This window comes from Pseudoalteromonas sp. SG43-6 (genome assembly GCF_014164365.1).
GTDB lineage: Bacteria > Pseudomonadota > Gammaproteobacteria > Enterobacterales > Alteromonadaceae > Pseudoalteromonas > Pseudoalteromonas rhizosphaerae.
The window spans coordinates 23,410-43,277 of sequence record NZ_JACJEZ010000014.1 but is presented as its reverse complement, the minus strand read 5'-3'; the positions used below and the strand labels follow the sequence as shown (position 1 = coordinate 43,277).

Below are 19,868 nucleotides of genomic sequence, written 5' to 3'. Positions count from 1 at the left end.
GCGCGCCTACTGCGAGCACTTCTAAAGGATTTTTTATGTCGTACCTACGCCGTTTTACTATTTTTCAGCGCTTAGCTATCTTGGTAAGTTTGGTCGTTGTTGGTTTACTTTTTTTAAGTATTACCAGTTTAACTCAGCAATATAGTTCACTCAAAGCAGGCCAATATACGAAAACAAAAAATCTGGTTGAAGCTGCTTATAGTGTTATTACCCATTATCATTCATTACAACAAAGCGGCGAACTCACCGAGCAACAAGCCCAACAAGGTGCACTAACTACGATAGCTAGTATTCGCTATGACAATGACAATTACTTCTGGATCAATGATTTTCAGCCAGCCATGGTTATGCACCCTTTTAAACCAGAGTTAAACGGTAAATCACTCAGCAACAGTAAAGACCCCGATGGCGTACCGTTATTTGTTGAAATGGTTAAAATAGTTAAGCAAAGTGGTGAAGGTTTTATCCCTTACAAATGGCCTAAACCAGGCAAAGATCAGCCAGTTGATAAAATAGCCTATGTGAAAGGTTTTACCCCATGGCAATGGATAGTCGGTTCAGGTGTCTATATTGATACTATTGATGAGGCTTTTGCCAGCTTACGGAATTTAGTTATTCTCAATGCCGCAGTGATTATTTTGCTATTAATTAGTTTAAGTTACTTAATCGCCAGAAGTATTTTATTACCAACTCGGCTTGCTGCAAATATGATGAAAAGTATCTCTCAAGGTGAAGGGGATTTAACCCAAACCTTAGATGAAAATGGTAATGATGAGGTATCACGGTTATCTCGCCACTTTAATTTATTTACTACCAAAATGCGTGAGTCACTTAAACAAGTGGCAAATAATGCCAATGATGTTAACCAGCATGCCCAAACAGTGGATGATGCGAGTAAAACCAATCATTCTTTTATTGAACTGCAAAACGATAGCTCAACGCAAGTCGCTGCAGCAATGGAGCAAATGACCCACCAAATTCATGATGTAAGTCGCAATGCCGAAGCGGCTGAACAAGCCGCTAACCAAGCCGCGGTGAATGCATCTGAAGGTAAAGAAGTCGTTGCTAAAACAATCCAAGCCATAGAAACACTGTCCAAAAATATTGAGATTGTGAGTCAAGTTACCGCTGATTTAGCTCAAGAAAGTAATAATATAGGATCGGTACTAGACGTGATACGCGGTATTGCGGAGCAAACCAATTTACTGGCACTCAATGCTGCAATCGAAGCGGCACGTGCTGGCGAACAAGGCCGGGGGTTTGCCGTTGTAGCTGATGAAGTACGCACTCTTGCAAGTCGCACAGGCAAGAGTACAGACGAAATTCAGGCGATGATAGCCAAATTACAAAAAGGCGCAAAGGCGGCCGTAGAGGCGGTAACAGCTAGCCAACAATTATCCACCAGCACAGTACAACAAGCCGGATCTGCCAATACCTCATTAACTGAAATTGAACGTCTGGTGTCAGTGATCACCGATATGAATGGTCAAATAGCCCGTGCGACTGAGCAACAATCAAGTGCTGCGGATGAAGTCAATTTGCGAATTAATGAACTATCGCAATCAACCGAACAGTCTCTGGCCAATACATCACAACTTTCTGGTGCGAGCGATAATCTTAAACACAGTAGCCAACAGCTAACTGATGTGGTTAATCGCTTTAAATTAGATTAATTAACAAAAACAAATTACAAAAAAGCCCCGTCATTTTATATAACGGGGCTGTTGTATTTAATACTGCTTATTATAAGCAGTAACGAGCAAATAAACTGCTTAGGCCTGCTGCAGTTGGTTTACCGTGCTGCCAATCACCACCTTCAACACCACTACCGGCAATATCCATATGCACATAAGGTAAAGGCTGTGCTGACTCACAACCATGCTTATCAAGGCCACCAACAATAGCTAAAAATGCCATAGGGAACTGATGACCACGTGCGGTAACTGCTGATGCTGCATTGTTACTTGATAATACGTCATCAGCTAAAGTACGCGGTTTAATAAAATCATAGTCTTCGCGACGGCTGCGAGAAACTTCTGCACCATCAGCCCATAAGTCACCACTGTCAGCCAGCTTACGAGAAATATTAGCCGCACGTGCAGGGCCATTTTCAACGTATGCACTGTAAGGTCCCATTGCACGAGCTGCATGTCCGGTTAAGGTTGCGACCGTAAAGATTTCAGGATTAACTTCTCCTTTTGCTAAATCTTTCATCTCGCTGAGTAAATCCCCCATAGCTAAGCGCCCTTCTGCATCCGTATTACCGATGCGAACACGTACGCCCTCACGGCTAGTAATAATTTCATCTGGTACAAAACAATCAGAACCAATTGAGTTACGAACTACCGCTAAGTATGCAATAACTTTAACGCCTTGTGGTTGAAAGTCTGCCACTGATTTCATAAAACCAGCAACAGAGGCTGCGCCGCCTTTATCACGGCTCATACCGGCCATATGCCCGCCCACTTTCAAATCGGCACCACCGGTGTCATATACTAAGCCTTTACCGACAAACATTAAGGTACGTGTTACTTCGCCCTCTGGTACATATTCAAGTTTTACAACCCGAGGGTGATGACGCTCAACCGCATATGAAGCGCGAGCTACGGTACTCATCATCGGGTACTCTTTATCAATCGTGGCAATATCTGCAATCACTGCAACATTGACCTTGCTGCCTTTAAATAAATCCACACAGTAATCAGCAAAACGTGGTGGCGCCATACGCTCAGGCTCAGTGCCACATAAATCACGAGCAGCATACTGCCCTGCGGCAATGGCATTCACTGCTTTAATTGTTTGCTCATTAGCACCAAACAAGGCTATTTGAGTGATCGGTTCAATGCTTTCGCCATGAAACTCGCGCGCCTCAAGCGGCTGCCACAACGCTTGGCAAGCACCAAGATAAGCAACTTCTAAGGCATACTGATAACGGCTATCTTGGCTTGCTTGTGGTAAGTAAATAGCAGGTTTTGTACTGCCTGATGCTTTAGCTTCATTAATAGCCAATTTAGCTGCATCAAAATAACGACGTACATCGTCATAATCACGATTTAATGGACCTGTCGGCGCTAAAATCACCCGTTTAGAATCAACAACAAGCAGCGTGACTTGCTTACCAATACGTGCATCAACCGCCATTTGCGCTTTAATAGCTTGGCTTAGATTCGGATCGTCTAACTCAGAAAAATTATCGGCAATAATAATAAGCGCATCATGTTTTGCGTTATCTAATTGCGGGGCTGCAACTGCGTGAGGATATGCCATAAAAAAAGGTCCTGTTGTCAAAAAACGTAGGAGCTTATTATCATTGATTTAAATAGCTATTGCCAGCAATGTACGACGAGCTAACATAACGCTGGCAACTTGGAGTTACAGTGTAAAATAAAGCAGTTACTCACTGCCCACTTATCGTTGATTGAAGCAAATAGCGCGCAGTATCTTAGTCTAATATACTCAGCTGTACATGTTGCTGCGGTTCATTTTTAACACCGACCCCTACACCGAGTAACCGCACTGGCTGCTGCAAGCCACGTTGATATGCTTTGCTCAGCAGCTCAGCCAAGATAGTTTCATCAAGTCGGTGGCAAGTTTGATCGGCCGATGTAACCACAAAATTAGCAAACTTCACTTTGACACTGAGTTTATTTATACGTTGCTCTAATTGCTGCTTTGTTAATCGACGTTGAAGCTCAGCCAATAATATTGGCAATTGATCTAAACACGCTTGTAAGCTGGTTTTATTATATTCGTAGGTATGCTCAACACTGAGCGATTTACGGGTACGTTCTGTGGATACTTTACCAATATGTAAACCGGCACATTTTTGATACAGCGAGACCCCAAAGTTACCAACGTGTTGCTGCATCCAATTAACCCCTTTAGCGCGCACATCAGCACCGGTGTATAAGCCTTTTAAATTGAGTTTTTCAAGGGTAACCTTACCGACCCCGGGTATTTTACCCAAAGGTAATTGCGCTAAAAAGTCATCCACTTGCTCAGGCAATACTACAAATTGACCATTCGGTTTATTTTCATCACTGGCAATTTTGGCAATAAATTTTATCGGCGCAATTCCAGCCGAAGCAGTTAAACCGGTGGCTGCAAAAATATCGGCGCGGATCTGCTCTGCCATTAAGGTCGCACTACCATGGCATGCATTACTGTCAGTCACATCAAGGTAAGCTTCATCTAAAGAAAGAGGCTCTATAAGATCGGTATAGTGCTTAAATACAGCACGAATTTGCGAAGAGGCTTGTTTATAAACTTGCATACGCCCTGGTACAATCACTAAATCTGGGCATAATTGTTTAGCACGGTAGTTAGACATCGCAGATCGCACACCGTATTCGCGGGCGATGTAATTTGCTGTAGAGAGCACTCCACGGCGACTATTGCCACCAATTGCCAAAGGTACATTAGCAAGCGCGGGGTTATCGCGCATTTCGACCGCTGCGTAAAAGCAATCCATGTCAATATGAATAAACTTTTTCATTCCTCAAACCAAGCACTGTACAAATGAACAGTTATTATTCATTAAGTTTGATTTATTAGCAAGTCATCAGCTCGATGATTCTTGCTGTGAAGATTTTTTACGATTAAATAACCTCGCACCGAATAACCAAAAAGCACCTTCTAAAATAAAACCAACTACGATTAGTATCACCATCCCAGAAGCATTGCCCATCGCATAACAAACTAATGCCAAACAGATCACCACCAGTAGCGCTAAGCGTTTCATTATTTTTGCTGTCACTGTATTCATAATTAGCTCCTTTAAATCAGATTAAAGTATTCATTTACGTAACCGTGAACTACTAAAACTAGCACATTTTCACTGTTTTCCTAATTATCTTGAGCTAAACAGCACCAATTGCTAATCTACGTTTTTACTTTAAAGAGCTGTCGAATATGCAATCATTCATAGAACAACATCCTATCCATACAGCAATTAATGTTGCTTGGGGAGAAATGGATGCCTTACAACATGTCAATAATGTGGTGTATTTTCGTTATTTTGAAACTGCTCGAATTGATTTTTTTAATCAAATAAATTTACTCGAAGATTTACAAACAACAGGTATTGGTCCTGTGATCAGTGAAAATAACGCGCGTTATAAACGCCCTGTCACATTTCCTGATACAGTGTTGGTAGGCGTTACCATCAGTGATATTCAAAAAGACCGTTTTATGATGCACTACAGAGTATTTAGCCAAGCGCAAAATGCCTTGACTACATTAGGGTCATCGCAAGTGGTGATGTTTAATTTTAAAACGGGTAAGAAAGCACAATTAAGTGAGCCATTATTGGCTGCATTACATAAGTACAGCCGAGAATCATAAAAGTAAGGAATCATTATGCGTTACAACCCACTTGGTAGCAGTGGTCTCAATGTGTCTCGTGTATGCTTAGGCAGCATGACGTGGGGCGTACAAAATAATCAAGCAGATGCTGATGAGCAAATTGCTTATGCCTTAGAGCATGGCGTAAACTTCATTGATACTGCAGAAATGTATGCCATCCCTCCCACTCCAGATACGTACGGAAAAACAGAGCAAATTATCGGTAATTGGTTAGCGCGTAATCCAAGTAAGCGAGACGATATTGTGCTCGCCACTAAAATTGCTGGCAATGGCCTAGCTTGGATACGCGATGGCGGCGATATTACTCGTCAAGCAGTCGTTCATGCAGTTGACGAGTCATTAAAACGCCTACAAACCGATGTAATTGATTTATACCAACTACATTGGCCGAATCGTCAATCACCGCACTTTAGCAAACAATGGCCAGGTATGATCCGTTTTAGTGACGCCAATACAGAGCAACACACAGCGGGTATGCTCGATATTCTTGAAGGTTTAAACGACTGTGTTAAAGCTGGTAAAATTAAACATTGTGGTCTCTCTGACGACACGCCATGGGGTATTAGCCAATTTTTACGATTAAGTGAACAACACAATTTACCGCGCATGGTCTCTATTCAAAATGAATTTAGTTTATTACACGCTAAAGATTGGCCTTATCTAATAGAGCAATGTATTCACGAAGATATTGCTTATTTACCTTGGTCACCCTTAGCAGGCGGTATGTTAAGTGGAAAATATTTAAATGGCGCACGTCCCGATGGTAGCCGCTGGACACTGGTGCAGCGTAATGGTTTATTCCGTGACACAGCACAATCGCAACAAGCAATCAGCCACTATGTTGAAATTGCCCAGCAATACCAAATAACCCCAGCACAATTAGCGCTTGCATGGTGTGACCAAGTTGATGGTGTTACTTCTTCAATTATTGGTGCAACCAGCTTAGTACAACTAAAAGATGACATTGCCGCGTTCAACATCGAATTAAGCGAACAAGCTTTAACTGATATTGGTAATGTATTTAAGCAATACCCAATGCCATTTTAATCAATAAAGCCCAATCATTATCAATGCTTGGGCTTTCCACCAGATTAAAACACTTGAAAAACAACCTACTCACAAATAGTGAATCAAAAAAACGCCACTAAAGCATTAAAAAATTAACTTAATGCAATAATTTACCATCCTTTAGTAGCGCAAAATATTAGTTATTGTATACTCGATTTAAATTGTTAGCGGATAAAGTAAATATAGCTATGCGTATTGTCTATTACTTCGTTACATTATTCTCTTTTTTTTCAAGCACCTATGTACTTGCTAATAATACCGATGAAGTAACTCACATAACTTGGCTCCAAAGTGATGCGGCGCCTTTTCATCTGGCTAAAACAGCGCAAACTCCAGATGGAGGCTTATGTGATTACTTAGTCGAACAGCTCATCATTGAGTTACCCGATATAGAGCATACCCGCGAAATGTTGCCGCAAAAACGTATAGGCAAGTACCTCGATGAAGGTCAACAAGCATGTTACCCTTGTATGATCCACCGTAAAGTTAACACCCCGCGAGTGATCTATTCGGTGCCAACAACGGTGTACCCACCATTTGCTATCATTGCCTCAGCTAAAACAGCGAAAGTAATTAGCCAACAACACAGTTCACCGATAAATTTAGTTAAACTACTGACAGATAATAAATTTATTTTTGGCCAATCCGCTGCGCGTAAATTTACTCCAGAGTTAAATACCATCGCTCGAAATACTAAAAGCGACCAACATACATCATTAAGTTGGAACAGTGAAAACGAAAGCAGCTCGGTGATCAATCGGCTCAATCATGGGTATATTGATTACACTATCGACTATCCTTTTTTAGCCGATTACTACAACCGCTTCAGCGAATTTGATAATGTAGTAACCTTACCTATTGCCGATCACGCCGATAAGCTGGTTTTAGGTGCGATTGGCTGCTCAACCAATGCCCCTAATAATTTTGCTAATAATGCCTTAAAAAAAATAAATCGAGTGCTAACAAATAGCATACTGCCGTCTGCAAAGTACCAGCAAACACAGCGTGTATTGCTTGAAAATACCTTTGCGGATTTTGATCAACAATATCAACAACAGATATTAAAACTTACTCAGCCAACCACTCTTGCTGAACCAATAAGTCTGAGCCCAAGTGTAACTGAGCAATAAATGTACTTCCTGCGTTCACAGCTCCTACTCCTGCAGGTGTGCCAGTCATAATAATATCGCCATCAATTAAAGTCATAAACTCACTAACTTGGGCTGAAATAACCGTGGGTTTATAAAGCATTAACTCAACGCCGCCTTGTTGTCGCACCTTATTATCTATCAGTAAGGTTAAGCTTAAATGCTCAATAGCTTGTTCGTCTATTTGTACAAACTCACTAAACAATGCAGAGCCATCAAAGGCTTTCGCGCGTTCCCACGGTAAACCGCTGGCTTTTAATTTACTCTGTAAATCTCGCTTAGTTAAATCCAGTCCCACCGCCACAGCAGCTAAACAGCCATTGTTAACTTGAAAACAAATTTCAGTCTCAAAATGTAATTGCTCATCCTTATGAGTACATATTAAGGTATTTGTTATCGCGCTTGGCGGCTTTAAAAACACCACCATTTCGTCAGCCTCTTGATTACCAAGCTCAGCAATATGCGCAGCATAGTTACGACCAATACAAATGACTTTTGATGGATTCACTGGTTTCATTTCGATCTTTCCTATTCAATAAAAAGCAGCCTAGACTACTTTTTATGACGTTTATTGGCAATTAATTTCGTATTGCTATTTATCTAGATCGATGTCAGTGGTGTTAAGCCTAACAAAGGCATTACTGGCATGAAATAACCTCAGTAGATACATGCTCGCTGGTGATGTTGAGTTTCGCAATCGATACCTGCCATGGCGCAGCTGTACTTAACTGCCAAGGTGAGAATACTTGCCCTAAATTAACACCTTGCTGTGAAAAACACCGTAAATCAATGCTTAAAGTCTGCCATTCATTGGTTGCATTTAGCTGCTTAGCAATATCCAATTTACCTTGGCAATCATCACCACATTGCATACCAAGCCAAAGCGGGGCATCGGCACTTTGCTCAACCTTAATTTGCATTTGTAACTGCCCTGCTTTTTCAACAAACGAACGTAAATCAGATGGGAATGCCGCACTTAAACGCACTGCTGCTAGTTCATCGCCGCTGAAGGTAATTGCACGCGCATCTTCTTGAACGTCTTTATCAAAGGTTTTAACGCTAACAGCTCCGATTGATTCGCGACTACTTGCCATCACTTTTTGCTGCTCACCACTTTGTAAATGCAGACTCCATGGCGCTTTAACCGCGCGCTCAAACAAGACTAAATCATCAAGCTGTTGTGACGTTCCCATTTGTTCAACAAGATCATCTTGTAAGGTGTTTTTATCTGAATAAGTTAAGCCAAAACCATACGGTAATAATGGCGAATAATCTTTATCACCACGATTTTCGTTATCAACTGGGTTATTCGGCCAAGAAAACGACAGCTTGCCTTTAAAATCATGATTTACTGAGCCATCTACATTTGCAAATAACACATCGCTAATTGCATCCCCTTCGCTACCTGGCAACCACGTCGCAACAAACGCATCACTGGCATTAAGCTCTGCGTTTACCCACATTGGGCGGCCGCTAATAAATAACGATACAACGGGAATACCGGCTTGCTTGAATTTTCGCAGTAGCGCTAAATCCGTTTTATTACCCCGCTGATATTCAAGATTATCTAAATCCCCATTGCCTTCTGCGTAAGGTTGCTCACCAAATACTACAATAGCGACATCTGGAGATGTATTGAACTCACCGTTTAAGTCATACTGAACTTGCCCGCCCGCTTGCTTAACAGTGTGTTCAATACCATCCAAAATCGACGTGCCACCTGGGAAATCGCTATTTTGATTCCCCGTACCTTGCCAAGTAATGCTCCAACCGCCAGATTGCATACCGATATTATCAGCACCTAGACCGGCTACTAACACATTTGCTTTTGGCGAAAGCGGCAGTAACTGTTGTTTGTTTTTTAGGAGTACTAAAGATTCGCGAACTGCTTGTTTTGCGATTTTACGATGTTCAGCACTACCAATGACCTCTGTTTTTCCTGAAAGTGGACGATTTGCAGGACTTGGTTTATCAAATAAACCCGCACGCATTTTTACTCTCAGAATACGCGTTACCGCATCATCAATTCGTGATTGCGCAATTGTGCCATTGTTAACTTGTGCGATAAGGTTTTCATAAAGTGGCTTCCATGCATCAGTAGGCACCATGTATACATCAAGGCCGGCATTAGCGGCTTGTGCACAGTTTCCATTGGTACAACCAGGAATTTGTCCATGACCATTCCAATCACCCACAACAAAGCCATCAAAACCCATTTTGCCTTTTAGCACATCAGTTAAGAGATATTTACTGCCATGGATTTTTTCGCCATGCCAGCTATTAAACGACGCCATAACTGTTTGTGCTCCAGCACCTAAGCCTCCCACATAACCTTGCGCATGAATGGTAAATAACTCTGCTTCGCTGGTAATATTATTACCTTGGTCATCACCGCCTTGTGTACCACCATCACCAATAAAATGCTTAACCGTACTGATCACCCGTTTATCTGATAAAAAGTCTTGATCAACTGCGCCTTGTAAGCCTTTTACTATTGCGGCTGAGTAATCTCTAACAATTTGTGGATCTTCTGAATACCCTTCATAAGTACGGCCCCAGCGGTCATCTCGTACCACAGCAACGGTAGGTGCAAACACCCAATCAATACCGGTTACCATCACTTCTTGGGCGGTCGCTGCAGCAATTTTTTCAATCAACTGTGGATTGTTAGCCGCACCTAAACCGATATTGTGCGGAAATAACGTCGCACCAATAACATTATTATGACCATGAACTGCATCGGTTCCCCACATAGTTGGGATACGGCTACCATCAAGGGAATCATCTACTGATGCTTGGTACATTTTTTCGGCTAGTTCAATCCAATCAGCAGCCGTGGCATGTTTATTATTATTAGGAAAAGCCCCACCGCCATTAAGGTAAGAACCAAAACCATATTGACGCATATCTTCCACTGTAATATCGCGAATTTCAGGTTGGATCATCTGGGCTACTTTTTGCTCTAAGCTCATTGAGCCGAGCAAGTCAGCAATTTTTTGCTCCATATTGGCATCGTCTTTAACACCGCTTTTGATCATCGGCCAAATCTCATTGGTCGCTGCTGTTTGTTCTGATTGCGAACAGCCATTCATCGCCATTGCTGCAATCATCATTACCAAAAGAGTACGTGGTTTTGTTATTGTCATGTTGTCCACCTAGTTATCAATGACGAGTTGAAGTTGTTACTTTTGAGCCAAATAGCGCAAAGTAAGTAATATATAAATAGCAGCCGATCGGCAGTAATAGTGCTAATTGCACACCAAAATTGTCAGCTAGGACGCCTTGTAATAATGGAATAATTGCACCACCGACAATGGCTAAGCATAAAATACCTGAACCCTGAGAGGTATATTTGCCAAGGCCTTGTAGGGCTAAACTGAAGATGGTTGGGAACATAATTGAGTTACATAGTCCGACCAACAAAATAGCCCACATTGCTAATGCCCCTTGTCCTGTCATCGCCATTAACACCAGTACCACGGCAAGTAATGCATGACATGCCAATACCTTACCTGCATTGAGTTTTTGCATGATGGCAGCACCAATAAAGCGTCCTATCATGGCGCCCGCGAAGTAATAACTAATATAATGTGCTGCTTGCTGTTCAGTAAAACCCGCAATATGGTCTAAGGTTAAAAAGCCCACTAAAAAACTGCCGATTGCGACTTCAGCACCGACATAAACAAAAATGCCAATGGCTCCTAAAATTAAATGGCGATACTGCCAAACACTACCTAAATCAATAAAGTTCTCAACATATTGATTTTCACTCTCAGCATCTGCTGCTTTGCCAAGTTTAGGTAATTTTAAAAAAGCAAAAATCCCCGCAAGTACCAGTAAGCTTGCTGAAAGCATTAAATAAGGAAGTTTAACTTGCTCTGCGGTTGCTTGGCTGACTTCAGTTAGAATAAGCCAGCCACCAAAGATTGGCGCAACCGTAGTACCTAACGAATTAAATGCTTGGGTCATGGTTAAACGCGACGACGCTGTTTTTGCAGCGCCAAGTACGCTTACGTATGGATTGGCTGACACTTGTAAGATGGTAATCCCCGAAGCCAGTACAAATAGCGCCAATAAAAACAGCTCATAAACATGCGCTACGGCTGCGGGATAGAATAATGCACAACCAACCGCGGCCACCACTAAGCCCACCACAATACCAAATTGATAACCTATTTTACTCACCAACTTACCAGCAGGTATCGACATCACAAAATAAGCCCCAAAGAAACAAAATTGGATTAGCATCGCTTGGGTATAATTGAGTGAAAACATCCCTTTTAAATAGGGGATCAGAATATCGTTCAGACACGTAATAAACCCCCACATAAAAAATAAGGTGGTCAACGACGTTAAAGCAAACGTTTGTTTGCCCATTGGTTGTAGGCTATGTTCATTCGTTGCCAAATTGTGTGTGACGTTTGCCATATTAAACTCTCTAATTATTTTAATTATCAGTTAGTTACGCTTATTTAAGTACTTTTTCACTACTTAAAAAAGCAAATAATAGTTGCAACATAAAATGTAAGCGCTTACATTTATATCATATAAATCGAAATTAGCAATTTATTTACAAACATTCTGTAAGCGCTTCCATTTTTAATGACTATGCTGTGCTTAATGTAAAAGTAATTGCCAAAACTGAATGTTAAAGGATGCACCTAATCGTGTTTAAAACTATTTCTCTACCGCCTAGCTCTGCGCTACTTAAACCTCAGTTTACCTTTGGTGTAGCCACAGCCTCATTTCAAATTGAGGGAGCTCGCAGCGCCCGCCTGACATCTATTTGGGATACTTTTTGTGACCAGCCAGGAGCTATCACCGACAATAGCAATGGCGATACAGCCTGTAACCATGTTGAACTATGGCAACAAGATATCGCAATGATTGCTGACTTAGCCGTTGATGCGTACCGATTATCAATTTCATGGCCGCGCGTATTGCATCAAGATGGCAGTATTAATCAGCAAGGCATTGGCTTTTATCGTGATTTATTAACGGCTTTAAAAGCACGCAATATCAAGACCTATGTCACCTTATATCACTGGGATCTACCCCAGCACTTGGAAGATAACGGTGGCTGGTTAAACCGTGACACCGCCTATGCATTTGCTCACTATACTGATTTAGTTACCAAGCAGTTGACAGGTTTAGTTGACTCTTATGCGACTTTAAATGAACCTTTTTGCAGTGCCTATTTAGGCTATGAAGTGGGTGTACATGCCCCCGGTATTAAAAGCCAACAAGCAGGTCGTCAGGCGGCTCATCATTTATTGTTAGCCCATGGTCTTGCCATGCAAGTACTGCGCGCCAATTGCCCTAATATAGAAGCTGGTATTGTTCTTAACTTCAGCCCAGCTTATCCACTGACAGAAAACGATACACAAGCAGCATTATTAGCCGATCAATATCACAATCAGTGGTATATCAAAGCAGTTTTAGAAGGTCTGTATCCGGCGCTTTTAAATAGCCTCAGTAGTGAAGTGCAACCCCATATAGCTGCTGATGATATGGCGATAATAAGTCAAAAAATCGACTTTATTGGCGTTAATTACTATACCCGCATACACTACAAAAACACTGATGATAACTGGTTTGCCGAAGCACAAATCGACAACATAGCTGTGACTGACATGGGCTGGGAAGTCTATCCACAAGGTTTAACTGAGTTGTTAGTATCATTAAATGAGCTATACCAACTACCTAAAGTTTATGTAACTGAAAATGGTGCGGCCATGGCAGATACACTACGAGATGGCCAAGTACTCGATACAGAGCGTGTTAGTTATTATCATACCCACCTCAATGCAGTGCATGACGCAGTTGAGCAAGGAGTTGATATACAAGGCTATTTTGCATGGAGCTTAATGGATAACTTTGAATGGGCATACGGCTATGAAAAACGCTTTGGTCTCGTTTATGTTGATTATGAAAACCAGCAACGCATACTAAAAGAGAGCGCAATACAATATCGCGCATTGCTCACACAGCGCAAAAAATAATAACAACATGAGTGCCAATTATGCTAACTAGAAAAGAAAAAATAGCCTATGGCTTAGGTGATACTGCAAGTAACATCATTTTTCAAACCGTGATGCTATTTTTAACTTTTTTCTATACCGATATATTTGGTATTTCTCCGGCCATCGTTGGTACTCTGTTCCTAGTGGTGCGAGTTATTGATGCAATCACCGATCCGTTAATGGGGGCGCTCACCGATGCAACCCGAACCAAATATGGTAGTTATCGGCCTTACCTATTGTGGCTCGCGATCCCGTTTGGGCTGGTTAGTGTAATTACTTTTACCACACCAGATTTAAACGCGACAGGAAAAGTCATCTACGCGTTTGTCACCTATACGCTATTAATGCTGGTTTATACCGCAATTAATATTCCTTATTCAGCTTTGGGTGGAGTACTAAGTCACGATCCGAGTGAACGCGTATCCATTCAATCTTATCGTTTTGTATTTGGTATGCTCGGTGGCTTACTCGTCAGTGCTTGCACATTGCCATTAGTAAGCTGGTTTGGTAAAGGCGATAATGCTCTTGGCTATCAGCTTACTATGATACTGATGAGCTGTTTCGGTGTGATATTATTTTTGTTCTGCTTTCGCTTTACTAAAGAACGCGTGGTTGCACCACAGCAACAAACCCTTAGCCTCAAAGCACAAATGGCAACGTTGTGGCAAAACGGTCCTTTTAAAATACTCTGTGGTGCTGCCATTATGCTGCTCACGAGTATGGTGCTGCGTACGACTTTAGCAATTTATTACGTAAAATATGTTCTTGGTGAAGCCGACTTAGTTACGCAATTTGTTACCTTGGGAATGATCGGTAATATTCTTGGCTGCGCCTGCGCACAACCACTGAGTAAACGGGTTGACAAAAAAGCAGCATATATATATCTCCAATACATCTCTGCGGCCATAAGCTGTTTTGCATTTTTCTTATCTGACGACCAATTAGTGCTCGCGTTTGCAGTCTATTTTTTATGGTGTTTTTTCACCCAAATGGCAACTCCATTGTTATGGGCAAAAATGGCAGATGCAATTGACTACGGACAATGGCAAAATGGCCATCGGCTAACTGGCTTGGTCTATGCAAGCGTGGTGTTCTTTATTAAACTAGGCCTGGCACTGGGCGGAGCTATTGCTGGTTGGTTACTGGCTTACTATGGCTATCAAGCTAACACTGAGCTTAATGAAGCAACTAAAGTCGGTATTTTAACCTCGTTTACACTGTTTCCTGCAATTGGTAGTGTACTTGTCGCGTTGATCATGAAAAGGTATATTCTTGATAATAATACCTTAGAGAAAATAAACGCTGATTTAGCCCAAAGAAGTAGTACTTAACAAGGAATATCATGGCGACCATTTATGAGGTGTCAAAACTTGCTGGGGTCTCATTAGCGACCGTTTCAAGGGTAATGAATAATAATACTAATGTCAGTGATGCAACGCGAAAAAAGGTAACCGTTGCGATGACACAGCTTGGTTACCGGCCTAATTCCATAGCACAATCTCTCGCATCTAATTGCTCGAATAGCGTAGGCTTGCTCGTTTCTGAGCTACACGGGCCATTTTATGGACCGATGATGAGCGACATTGAAAATGCGTTTCGTAATCAAGGTAAACACGTCATTATTACCGCAGGCCACAGTGATGCCGATCGTGAACAGCAAGGGATTGAGTTTTTAATTAGTCGCAATTGTGATGGCTTGATTTTACATGTTGAAGCCATCAGCGACGACTACTTGATAGAACTGAGTAAAGGCAGCACCCCCTTTGTACTGATCAACCGTTTGATCCCAGAGCTTGCCGATCGGTGTATCGTTTTAAATAATATCAAAGGTGGATATTTAGCAACCAAGTATGTCCTTGAGCAAGGCCATCGTGACATAGCTTACATTAGCGGGCCACTTTGGAAAAAAGATGCTCAGGATCGCTTAACCGGCCATAAACAGGCTCTCGCTGAATTTGACTTAGAATTTAATGAACAATTGCTTTATCAAGGCGATTTTATGGAAACCAGCGGCTCGGCAGGTTTTAAGTTATTCCATGAAAGTAACCACGCTTTTACAGCTTTAATTTGTGCTAATGATGAAATGGCCATTGGTGCAATGGCCACAGCCCGAGAATATAGCATTAAGCTTCCCGAACAATTGTCGATCATGGGTTATGACAACGTATTTTTTACCCGTCATATTTACCCGCCACTAACGACTATTAACTACCCAATTAATGATATAGGAAAAATGGCAGCAAAGTGGATTTTAAGCAAAGTTTACGGTAAGGGTGAATTACCGTTACAAACATTATTTGAGCCAGAACTGATCGTCCGTCAATCAATTATTACTAACCCTCAATAAGTTGGGTTAGTAATGCTAAATTAATCGGTTTAAGTAATACTTGCTCTATCTCAAGGAGTTCAATTTGCTTCGGTTCTGGCTGTATACCACTGACGATTACTCGCTTTAAATCTGGATAATACTGCTTTGTATAACGAGCTAAATCCAAGCCACTGCCATCAGGCAAATGCATATCTAATAACACTTTATCAAATTGAGAGTCATTTTTTAGAATTGCTAAAGTATGCTCATAACTAGTTGCAACAACGGTTTCAACCCCTAAACTTTCCAGTAATAACTGGGTGATTTGCGCCGCATCTGCATCATCTTCAACCAATAAAAAACGCGCACAACTTTTTACTCGCGCTGGTTGCGCTAATTTATCAACGGGCTTATTAGCCGCCATAGAGTAATTAGTTAAGCACTGATAAAGTAAGCTTGAATCAACAGGTTTGCCTATCACATCGTTAAAGCCCAGCGCCAATAACTCGCTATGTATACCTTTCATCGTGGCAGCAGTAAGCGCGATTACCGCACCCTTAAAACCCATTTTTCTAAGTTCAATCGTAGTTTCTTTGCCCCCCATCACCGGCATATGAATATCTAAAAATATAATGTCGTACGGATCACCTTGCTGTTGTGCTTTAGTTACTTTATCAAGTGCTTGCTTACCGTGTTCAGCATAATCAACCTTTGCACCAGCAGAAGAGATCATATGCCCAACTAACACCCGTAAATCTCGTAAATCATCAACCACCAATACTCGGCCACTGACTTTACAAGGGGCCATTTTTTGCTGCATATTAGGTGTCAAATCGAGCTTCAATACACTGCGCTCTACATATTGAATATTGCCCGGATACACTGAAATAGTAAATTCAGATCCATGACCAATAGCAGACTCTAATGTGATCCCGCCCTGCATACGACTCAACAATTCAGAGCAAATAGCTAAACCTAACCCCGCGCCGCCAACTGAGCGCGATTCTACATCGGCTATTTGTTCAAATGGTTTGAATATAAGTGCTTGTTTCTCAGGGGCAATACCCATTCCAGAATCTTTAATACTAAAAAACAGCATTTCACGGCCATCAATAACTTTTGTCCATGCGTGAACAATGATATCGCCTTGCTCGGTGAACTTAATCGCATTATTGATGATATTAATTAAAATTTGCCGAAACCGTGTCGCATCAATACTAATTACAAGAGGCAAAGGTTGTAATGACTCAAAACGCAGCGACAGCCCTTTATCCAGCGCAGATACTCGCATTAAGGTAAACACATCAGCCATTAAACTATCAAGGTTGACATCACTGCAGCTGAGCTCCAGTTTATCGGCAGCTATTTTTGATAAATCGAGAACATCATTTAACAAGCTAAGTAGATGCTTACCATTACGATAAATAACCCCTAACTCATTATTGGCATGATTGTTAAATTCACTTTGCATAAGCAACTCGGTATAGCCCAAGATTGACGATAACGGGGTGCGTAGCTCATGGCTTAAATGTGCTAAAAAGCGGTCTTTAGAACGATTCTCAGCCTCTGCTTTAAGTCGTTCAAGGCGTTCATCTTCAACATCGCGTCGGGCTAATGCGTAGCGAATAGAGCGGGCAAAGCGACTTGAGCTCATTTCACTTTTTACGAGGTAATCAACAGCTCCTGCATCCAAAGCGGCTAAATCAAGGGCGTCGTTTGATTGCCCGGTGAGCATAATGATAGGGCCATTAAAACCATTTTCTACAGCTTGTTTTAATACTGCTAAGCCGTCTGAAGCCCCTAAGCGGTAATCAAGCAGGCAAATATCATGATGATTTTTACTCAGCACCTTAACTGCCTGCTTGGGATCACTGATCCACTCTATATCAAATGTATGCGAACTCAGCTGCTCTAGATAATCACAGGTTAAAATATAATCATCTTCATCGTCTTCAACAAGTAACAGTCTGGTTGCCTTATCTAACATAGCGTCTCCAGTTTTTTATTTAGTCATTAAACGTACTAGGTAACTCTACAAACTCCACCCAGTACTTACCTAACGTTTTCATTAGTTCAACTAAGCCATCAAACGTAACTGGTTTAGTAATGTATGAAGCCGCGCCTAAATCGTAACCCTTAACCATGTCTTCCTCTTGCTTAGACGTGGTTAAAATAACTACAGGAATACCTTTTAAGTTTGAATTGCCTTTAATCGCTTGCAACGCTTCGCGTCCATCCATGCGTGGCATATTCAAATCCAATAAAATCAACCCAGGTCGTGGCGATGAGTTTTTGTCTTCAAACTTACCTTTACGCTCTAGGTACTCCAAAAGCTCCACACCATCTTCAACAAAGTATAACTCGTTTAATACACGGCTTTCAGCGAGTGCGTCTTGCGTTAATAAACGATCATCTTCATCATCATCAGCCATTAAAATGGTGATTGGCTTTACTTTAGAAAATGGCATTTAAGCCTCTCCTTGCAATGTGAAAAGCTCGCTTTCCACAGGTAGTTTTATGATGAAGGTTGCTCCCTCACCGGTTTCACTTTGTGCCGCTATCGTACCGCCGTGACGCTCTACAATACGTCGGCACACGGATAAACCAATCCCAGTGCCTTTATATTGCGAACGCCCATGCAGACGTTGAAACGGAACAAAAATTTTGTCGGTATATTCTGGCGCAAAACCAATACCGTTATCTTTAACTGTAATGATTTGCCATTCCAGCTCTGTATTATAATCATCATTAAATTCAGTCTGATGCTGATACTCAATAGTGATAATTGGTGCCACATCTGGACGTCTAAATTTCACCGCATTTGAAATCAAATTCAAAAATAGCTGCTGCATTTGGCTCAGATCTGCTTGTATTACTGGCATTTCGCCCACGTTGACCTGCGCATTTGACTCTTTAATCGCAATTTCTAAATCGCTTAGCACATCATCAAGTACTTGCTTTAAATCCGTATCGGCAAAGTCTTTACCACGTGTTGTCACTCGCGAAAACTCTAACAAGTCATTAATTAAATTAGACATTCTTTGCGCTGCATTTTTCATACGCGCGATATAATCAATGCCTTTTTCACCCAATTCGTCTTTAAACATGGTTTCTAAGCGATCACTAAATGCTTGAATTTTGCGCAGTGGCTCTTGCAAATCATGACTCGCTACAAAGGCAAACTCTTCAAGCTCACGGTTACTGCGACTTAGTTCATCAGAGTACAAGGTCAGCTCTTGTGTACGCTCGGTCACTTTACTAGCCAGTGTTTCGTTTTGATATTCAAGTTCCTGCTGATATTTTGCCGCTGTATGTAAGTTAATACGCGTGAGCATAAACATACCAAGGATCAATAAAGCACTGGTTACGGCAGTAATTGCAAAAGTGAGTTTGGCTTCTTTTTTAATTTGCCCTAACTTTCGAAACTGCACAGCTTTAAAAGCAGACTCCGCATCTTGAATTTCATCAGCGAGCTCTCTAATTTGCTCGTAAAGCTTACGGCCTTGATGCGTCTCTAGTAAATAATGAGCACGGCGTTCTTTATCTGCTAATGCTAAATCAACGGTTCTGGTTAATACCGCAACTTTATCATCAACCAAAAATAGTAATCGCGCTACTTTATCTGCTTGGCCTGCAATTTCAGTACGTAAATTTTTAACCAGTGTAGCTTGTGAGTTGAGCTGCATAATAGCGTCGTTGTAGGGTGCTAAATAATCTTTATCGCCCGTTAATAAGTAACCACGTTGTCCTGATTCTGCCTGCACAATTGAAAGATGAAGCTTCTCAATCGCGGTGTTTAACATATTAGTATCATCTAAACGCTGTTGGGTTTGAGTCAGGCTTTGAATGGTATTCATTGCCAAAATCGCATTCCCCACCACAATACACAGCAGCACCGCGATAAAACTGGCCCAGGTTACCTTGACCTTACCTTGTTGCTTTTGCAGCTTCATTTAT

At 41.5% G+C, this 19,868-nt stretch carries 16 protein-coding genes; 7 read left to right on the top strand and 9 right to left on the bottom strand.

Translation table 11 applies throughout. The annotated features are described in order from the left end of the window. The first annotated feature begins 35 nt into the window (after nt 1-35). Complete coding sequence (locus tag H5201_RS08055) at nt 36-1,673, top strand: methyl-accepting chemotaxis protein (protein ID WP_182718307.1); 1,638 nt, start codon at nt 36-38, stop codon at nt 1,671-1,673. Nucleotides 1,674-1,743: 70 nt separating this feature from the next. Here H5201_RS08055 and H5201_RS08050 read toward each other — a convergent pair whose 3' ends face one another. The 3 genes from H5201_RS08050 to H5201_RS08040 form a co-directional block, all read right to left on the bottom strand. Next, nucleotides 1,744-3,267, bottom strand: coding sequence for a leucyl aminopeptidase family protein (locus tag H5201_RS08050; protein ID WP_182718306.1), 1,524 nt, complete (start codon nt 3,265-3,267; stop codon nt 1,744-1,746). A 175-nt stretch (nt 3,268-3,442) separates the two neighbouring features. After that, nucleotides 3,443-4,495, bottom strand: coding sequence for a DNA polymerase IV (dinB, locus tag H5201_RS08045; protein ID WP_182718305.1), 1,053 nt, complete (start codon nt 4,493-4,495; stop codon nt 3,443-3,445). A gap of 66 nt (nt 4,496-4,561) precedes the next feature. After that, entirely contained in the window at nt 4,562-4,765 is a 204-nt protein-coding gene (locus H5201_RS08040) for a hypothetical protein (protein WP_259398497.1), read from the bottom strand. 146 nt (nt 4,766-4,911) lie between these two features. Here H5201_RS08040 and H5201_RS08035 point away from each other — a divergent pair, with 146 nt between their 5' ends. The 3 genes from H5201_RS08035 to H5201_RS08025 all read left to right on the top strand — a co-directional run bounded on the left by H5201_RS08035 (nt 4,912) and on the right by H5201_RS08025 (nt 7,562). After that, nucleotides 4,912-5,343 carry a thioesterase family protein gene (locus H5201_RS08035; RefSeq protein ID WP_182718304.1) on the top strand — a complete coding sequence of 144 codons (432 nt, stop codon included), beginning with the start codon at nt 4,912-4,914 and terminating at the stop codon, nt 5,341-5,343. Nucleotides 5,344-5,358: 15 nt separating this feature from the next. Continuing rightward, nucleotides 5,359-6,411: an aldo/keto reductase gene (locus H5201_RS08030; RefSeq protein ID WP_149981211.1), complete on the top strand. Its 1,053-nt coding sequence runs from the start codon at nt 5,359-5,361 to the stop codon at nt 6,409-6,411. 209 nt (nt 6,412-6,620) lie between these two features. Continuing rightward, nucleotides 6,621-7,562, top strand: coding sequence for an ABC transporter substrate-binding protein (locus H5201_RS08025; protein ID WP_182761539.1), 942 nt, complete (start codon nt 6,621-6,623; stop codon nt 7,560-7,562). Here H5201_RS08025 and H5201_RS08020 read toward each other — a convergent pair. From H5201_RS08020 to H5201_RS08010, 3 genes are all read right to left on the bottom strand, one after another. Beyond that, on the bottom strand, nt 7,501-8,097 hold the full coding sequence (locus H5201_RS08020; protein ID WP_182784172.1) for a fumarylacetoacetate hydrolase family protein: 597 nt from the start codon (nt 8,095-8,097) through the stop codon (nt 7,501-7,503). The two genes, H5201_RS08025 and H5201_RS08020, sit on opposite strands and share 62 nt — an antisense overlap. Before the next feature lie 121 nt (nt 8,098-8,218). Further along, nucleotides 8,219-10,726 carry an exo 1,3/1,4-beta-D-glucan glucohydrolase gene (locus tag H5201_RS08015; RefSeq protein WP_182784170.1) on the bottom strand — a complete coding sequence of 836 codons (2,508 nt, stop codon included), beginning with the start codon at nt 10,724-10,726 and terminating at the stop codon, nt 8,219-8,221. A 16-nt stretch (nt 10,727-10,742) separates the two neighbouring features. Further along, nucleotides 10,743-11,957, bottom strand: coding sequence for a sugar MFS transporter (locus H5201_RS08010; RefSeq protein WP_259398498.1), 1,215 nt, complete (start codon nt 11,955-11,957; stop codon nt 10,743-10,745). Nucleotides 11,958-12,247: 290 nt separating this feature from the next. Here H5201_RS08010 and H5201_RS08005 point away from each other — a divergent pair, with 290 nt between their 5' ends. From H5201_RS08005 to H5201_RS07995, 3 genes are read left to right on the top strand one after another with little or no spacing between them, the layout of a single operon-like run. Further along, nucleotides 12,248-13,582 carry a GH1 family beta-glucosidase gene (locus H5201_RS08005; RefSeq protein WP_310736934.1) on the top strand — a complete coding sequence of 445 codons (1,335 nt, stop codon included), beginning with the start codon at nt 12,248-12,250 and terminating at the stop codon, nt 13,580-13,582. A gap of 20 nt (nt 13,583-13,602) precedes the next feature. Beyond that, nucleotides 13,603-14,934, top strand: coding sequence for a glycoside-pentoside-hexuronide (GPH):cation symporter (locus tag H5201_RS08000; RefSeq protein ID WP_182784166.1), 1,332 nt, complete (start codon nt 13,603-13,605; stop codon nt 14,932-14,934). Nucleotides 14,935-14,945: 11 nt separating this feature from the next. After that, entirely contained in the window at nt 14,946-15,950 is a 1,005-nt protein-coding gene (locus tag H5201_RS07995) for a LacI family DNA-binding transcriptional regulator (RefSeq protein ID WP_182718297.1), read from the top strand. Here the strand turns inward: H5201_RS07995 and H5201_RS07990 are convergent. From H5201_RS07990 to H5201_RS07980, 3 genes are read right to left on the bottom strand one after another with little or no spacing between them, the layout of a single operon-like run. After that, nucleotides 15,937-17,898 (bottom strand): hybrid sensor histidine kinase/response regulator, encoded by a 1,962-nt coding sequence (locus H5201_RS07990; protein WP_182718296.1) that lies wholly within the window; start codon nt 17,896-17,898, stop codon nt 15,937-15,939. The genes H5201_RS07995 and H5201_RS07990 overlap by 14 nt on opposite strands. A 19-nt stretch (nt 17,899-17,917) precedes the next feature. Further along, nucleotides 17,918-18,379 (bottom strand): response regulator, encoded by a 462-nt coding sequence (locus tag H5201_RS07985; protein WP_145241192.1) that lies wholly within the window; start codon nt 18,377-18,379, stop codon nt 17,918-17,920. After that, nucleotides 18,380-19,864 (bottom strand): ATP-binding protein, encoded by a 1,485-nt coding sequence (locus H5201_RS07980; RefSeq protein ID WP_149981220.1) that lies wholly within the window; start codon nt 19,862-19,864, stop codon nt 18,380-18,382. Nucleotides 19,865-19,868: the final 4 nt, after the last annotated feature.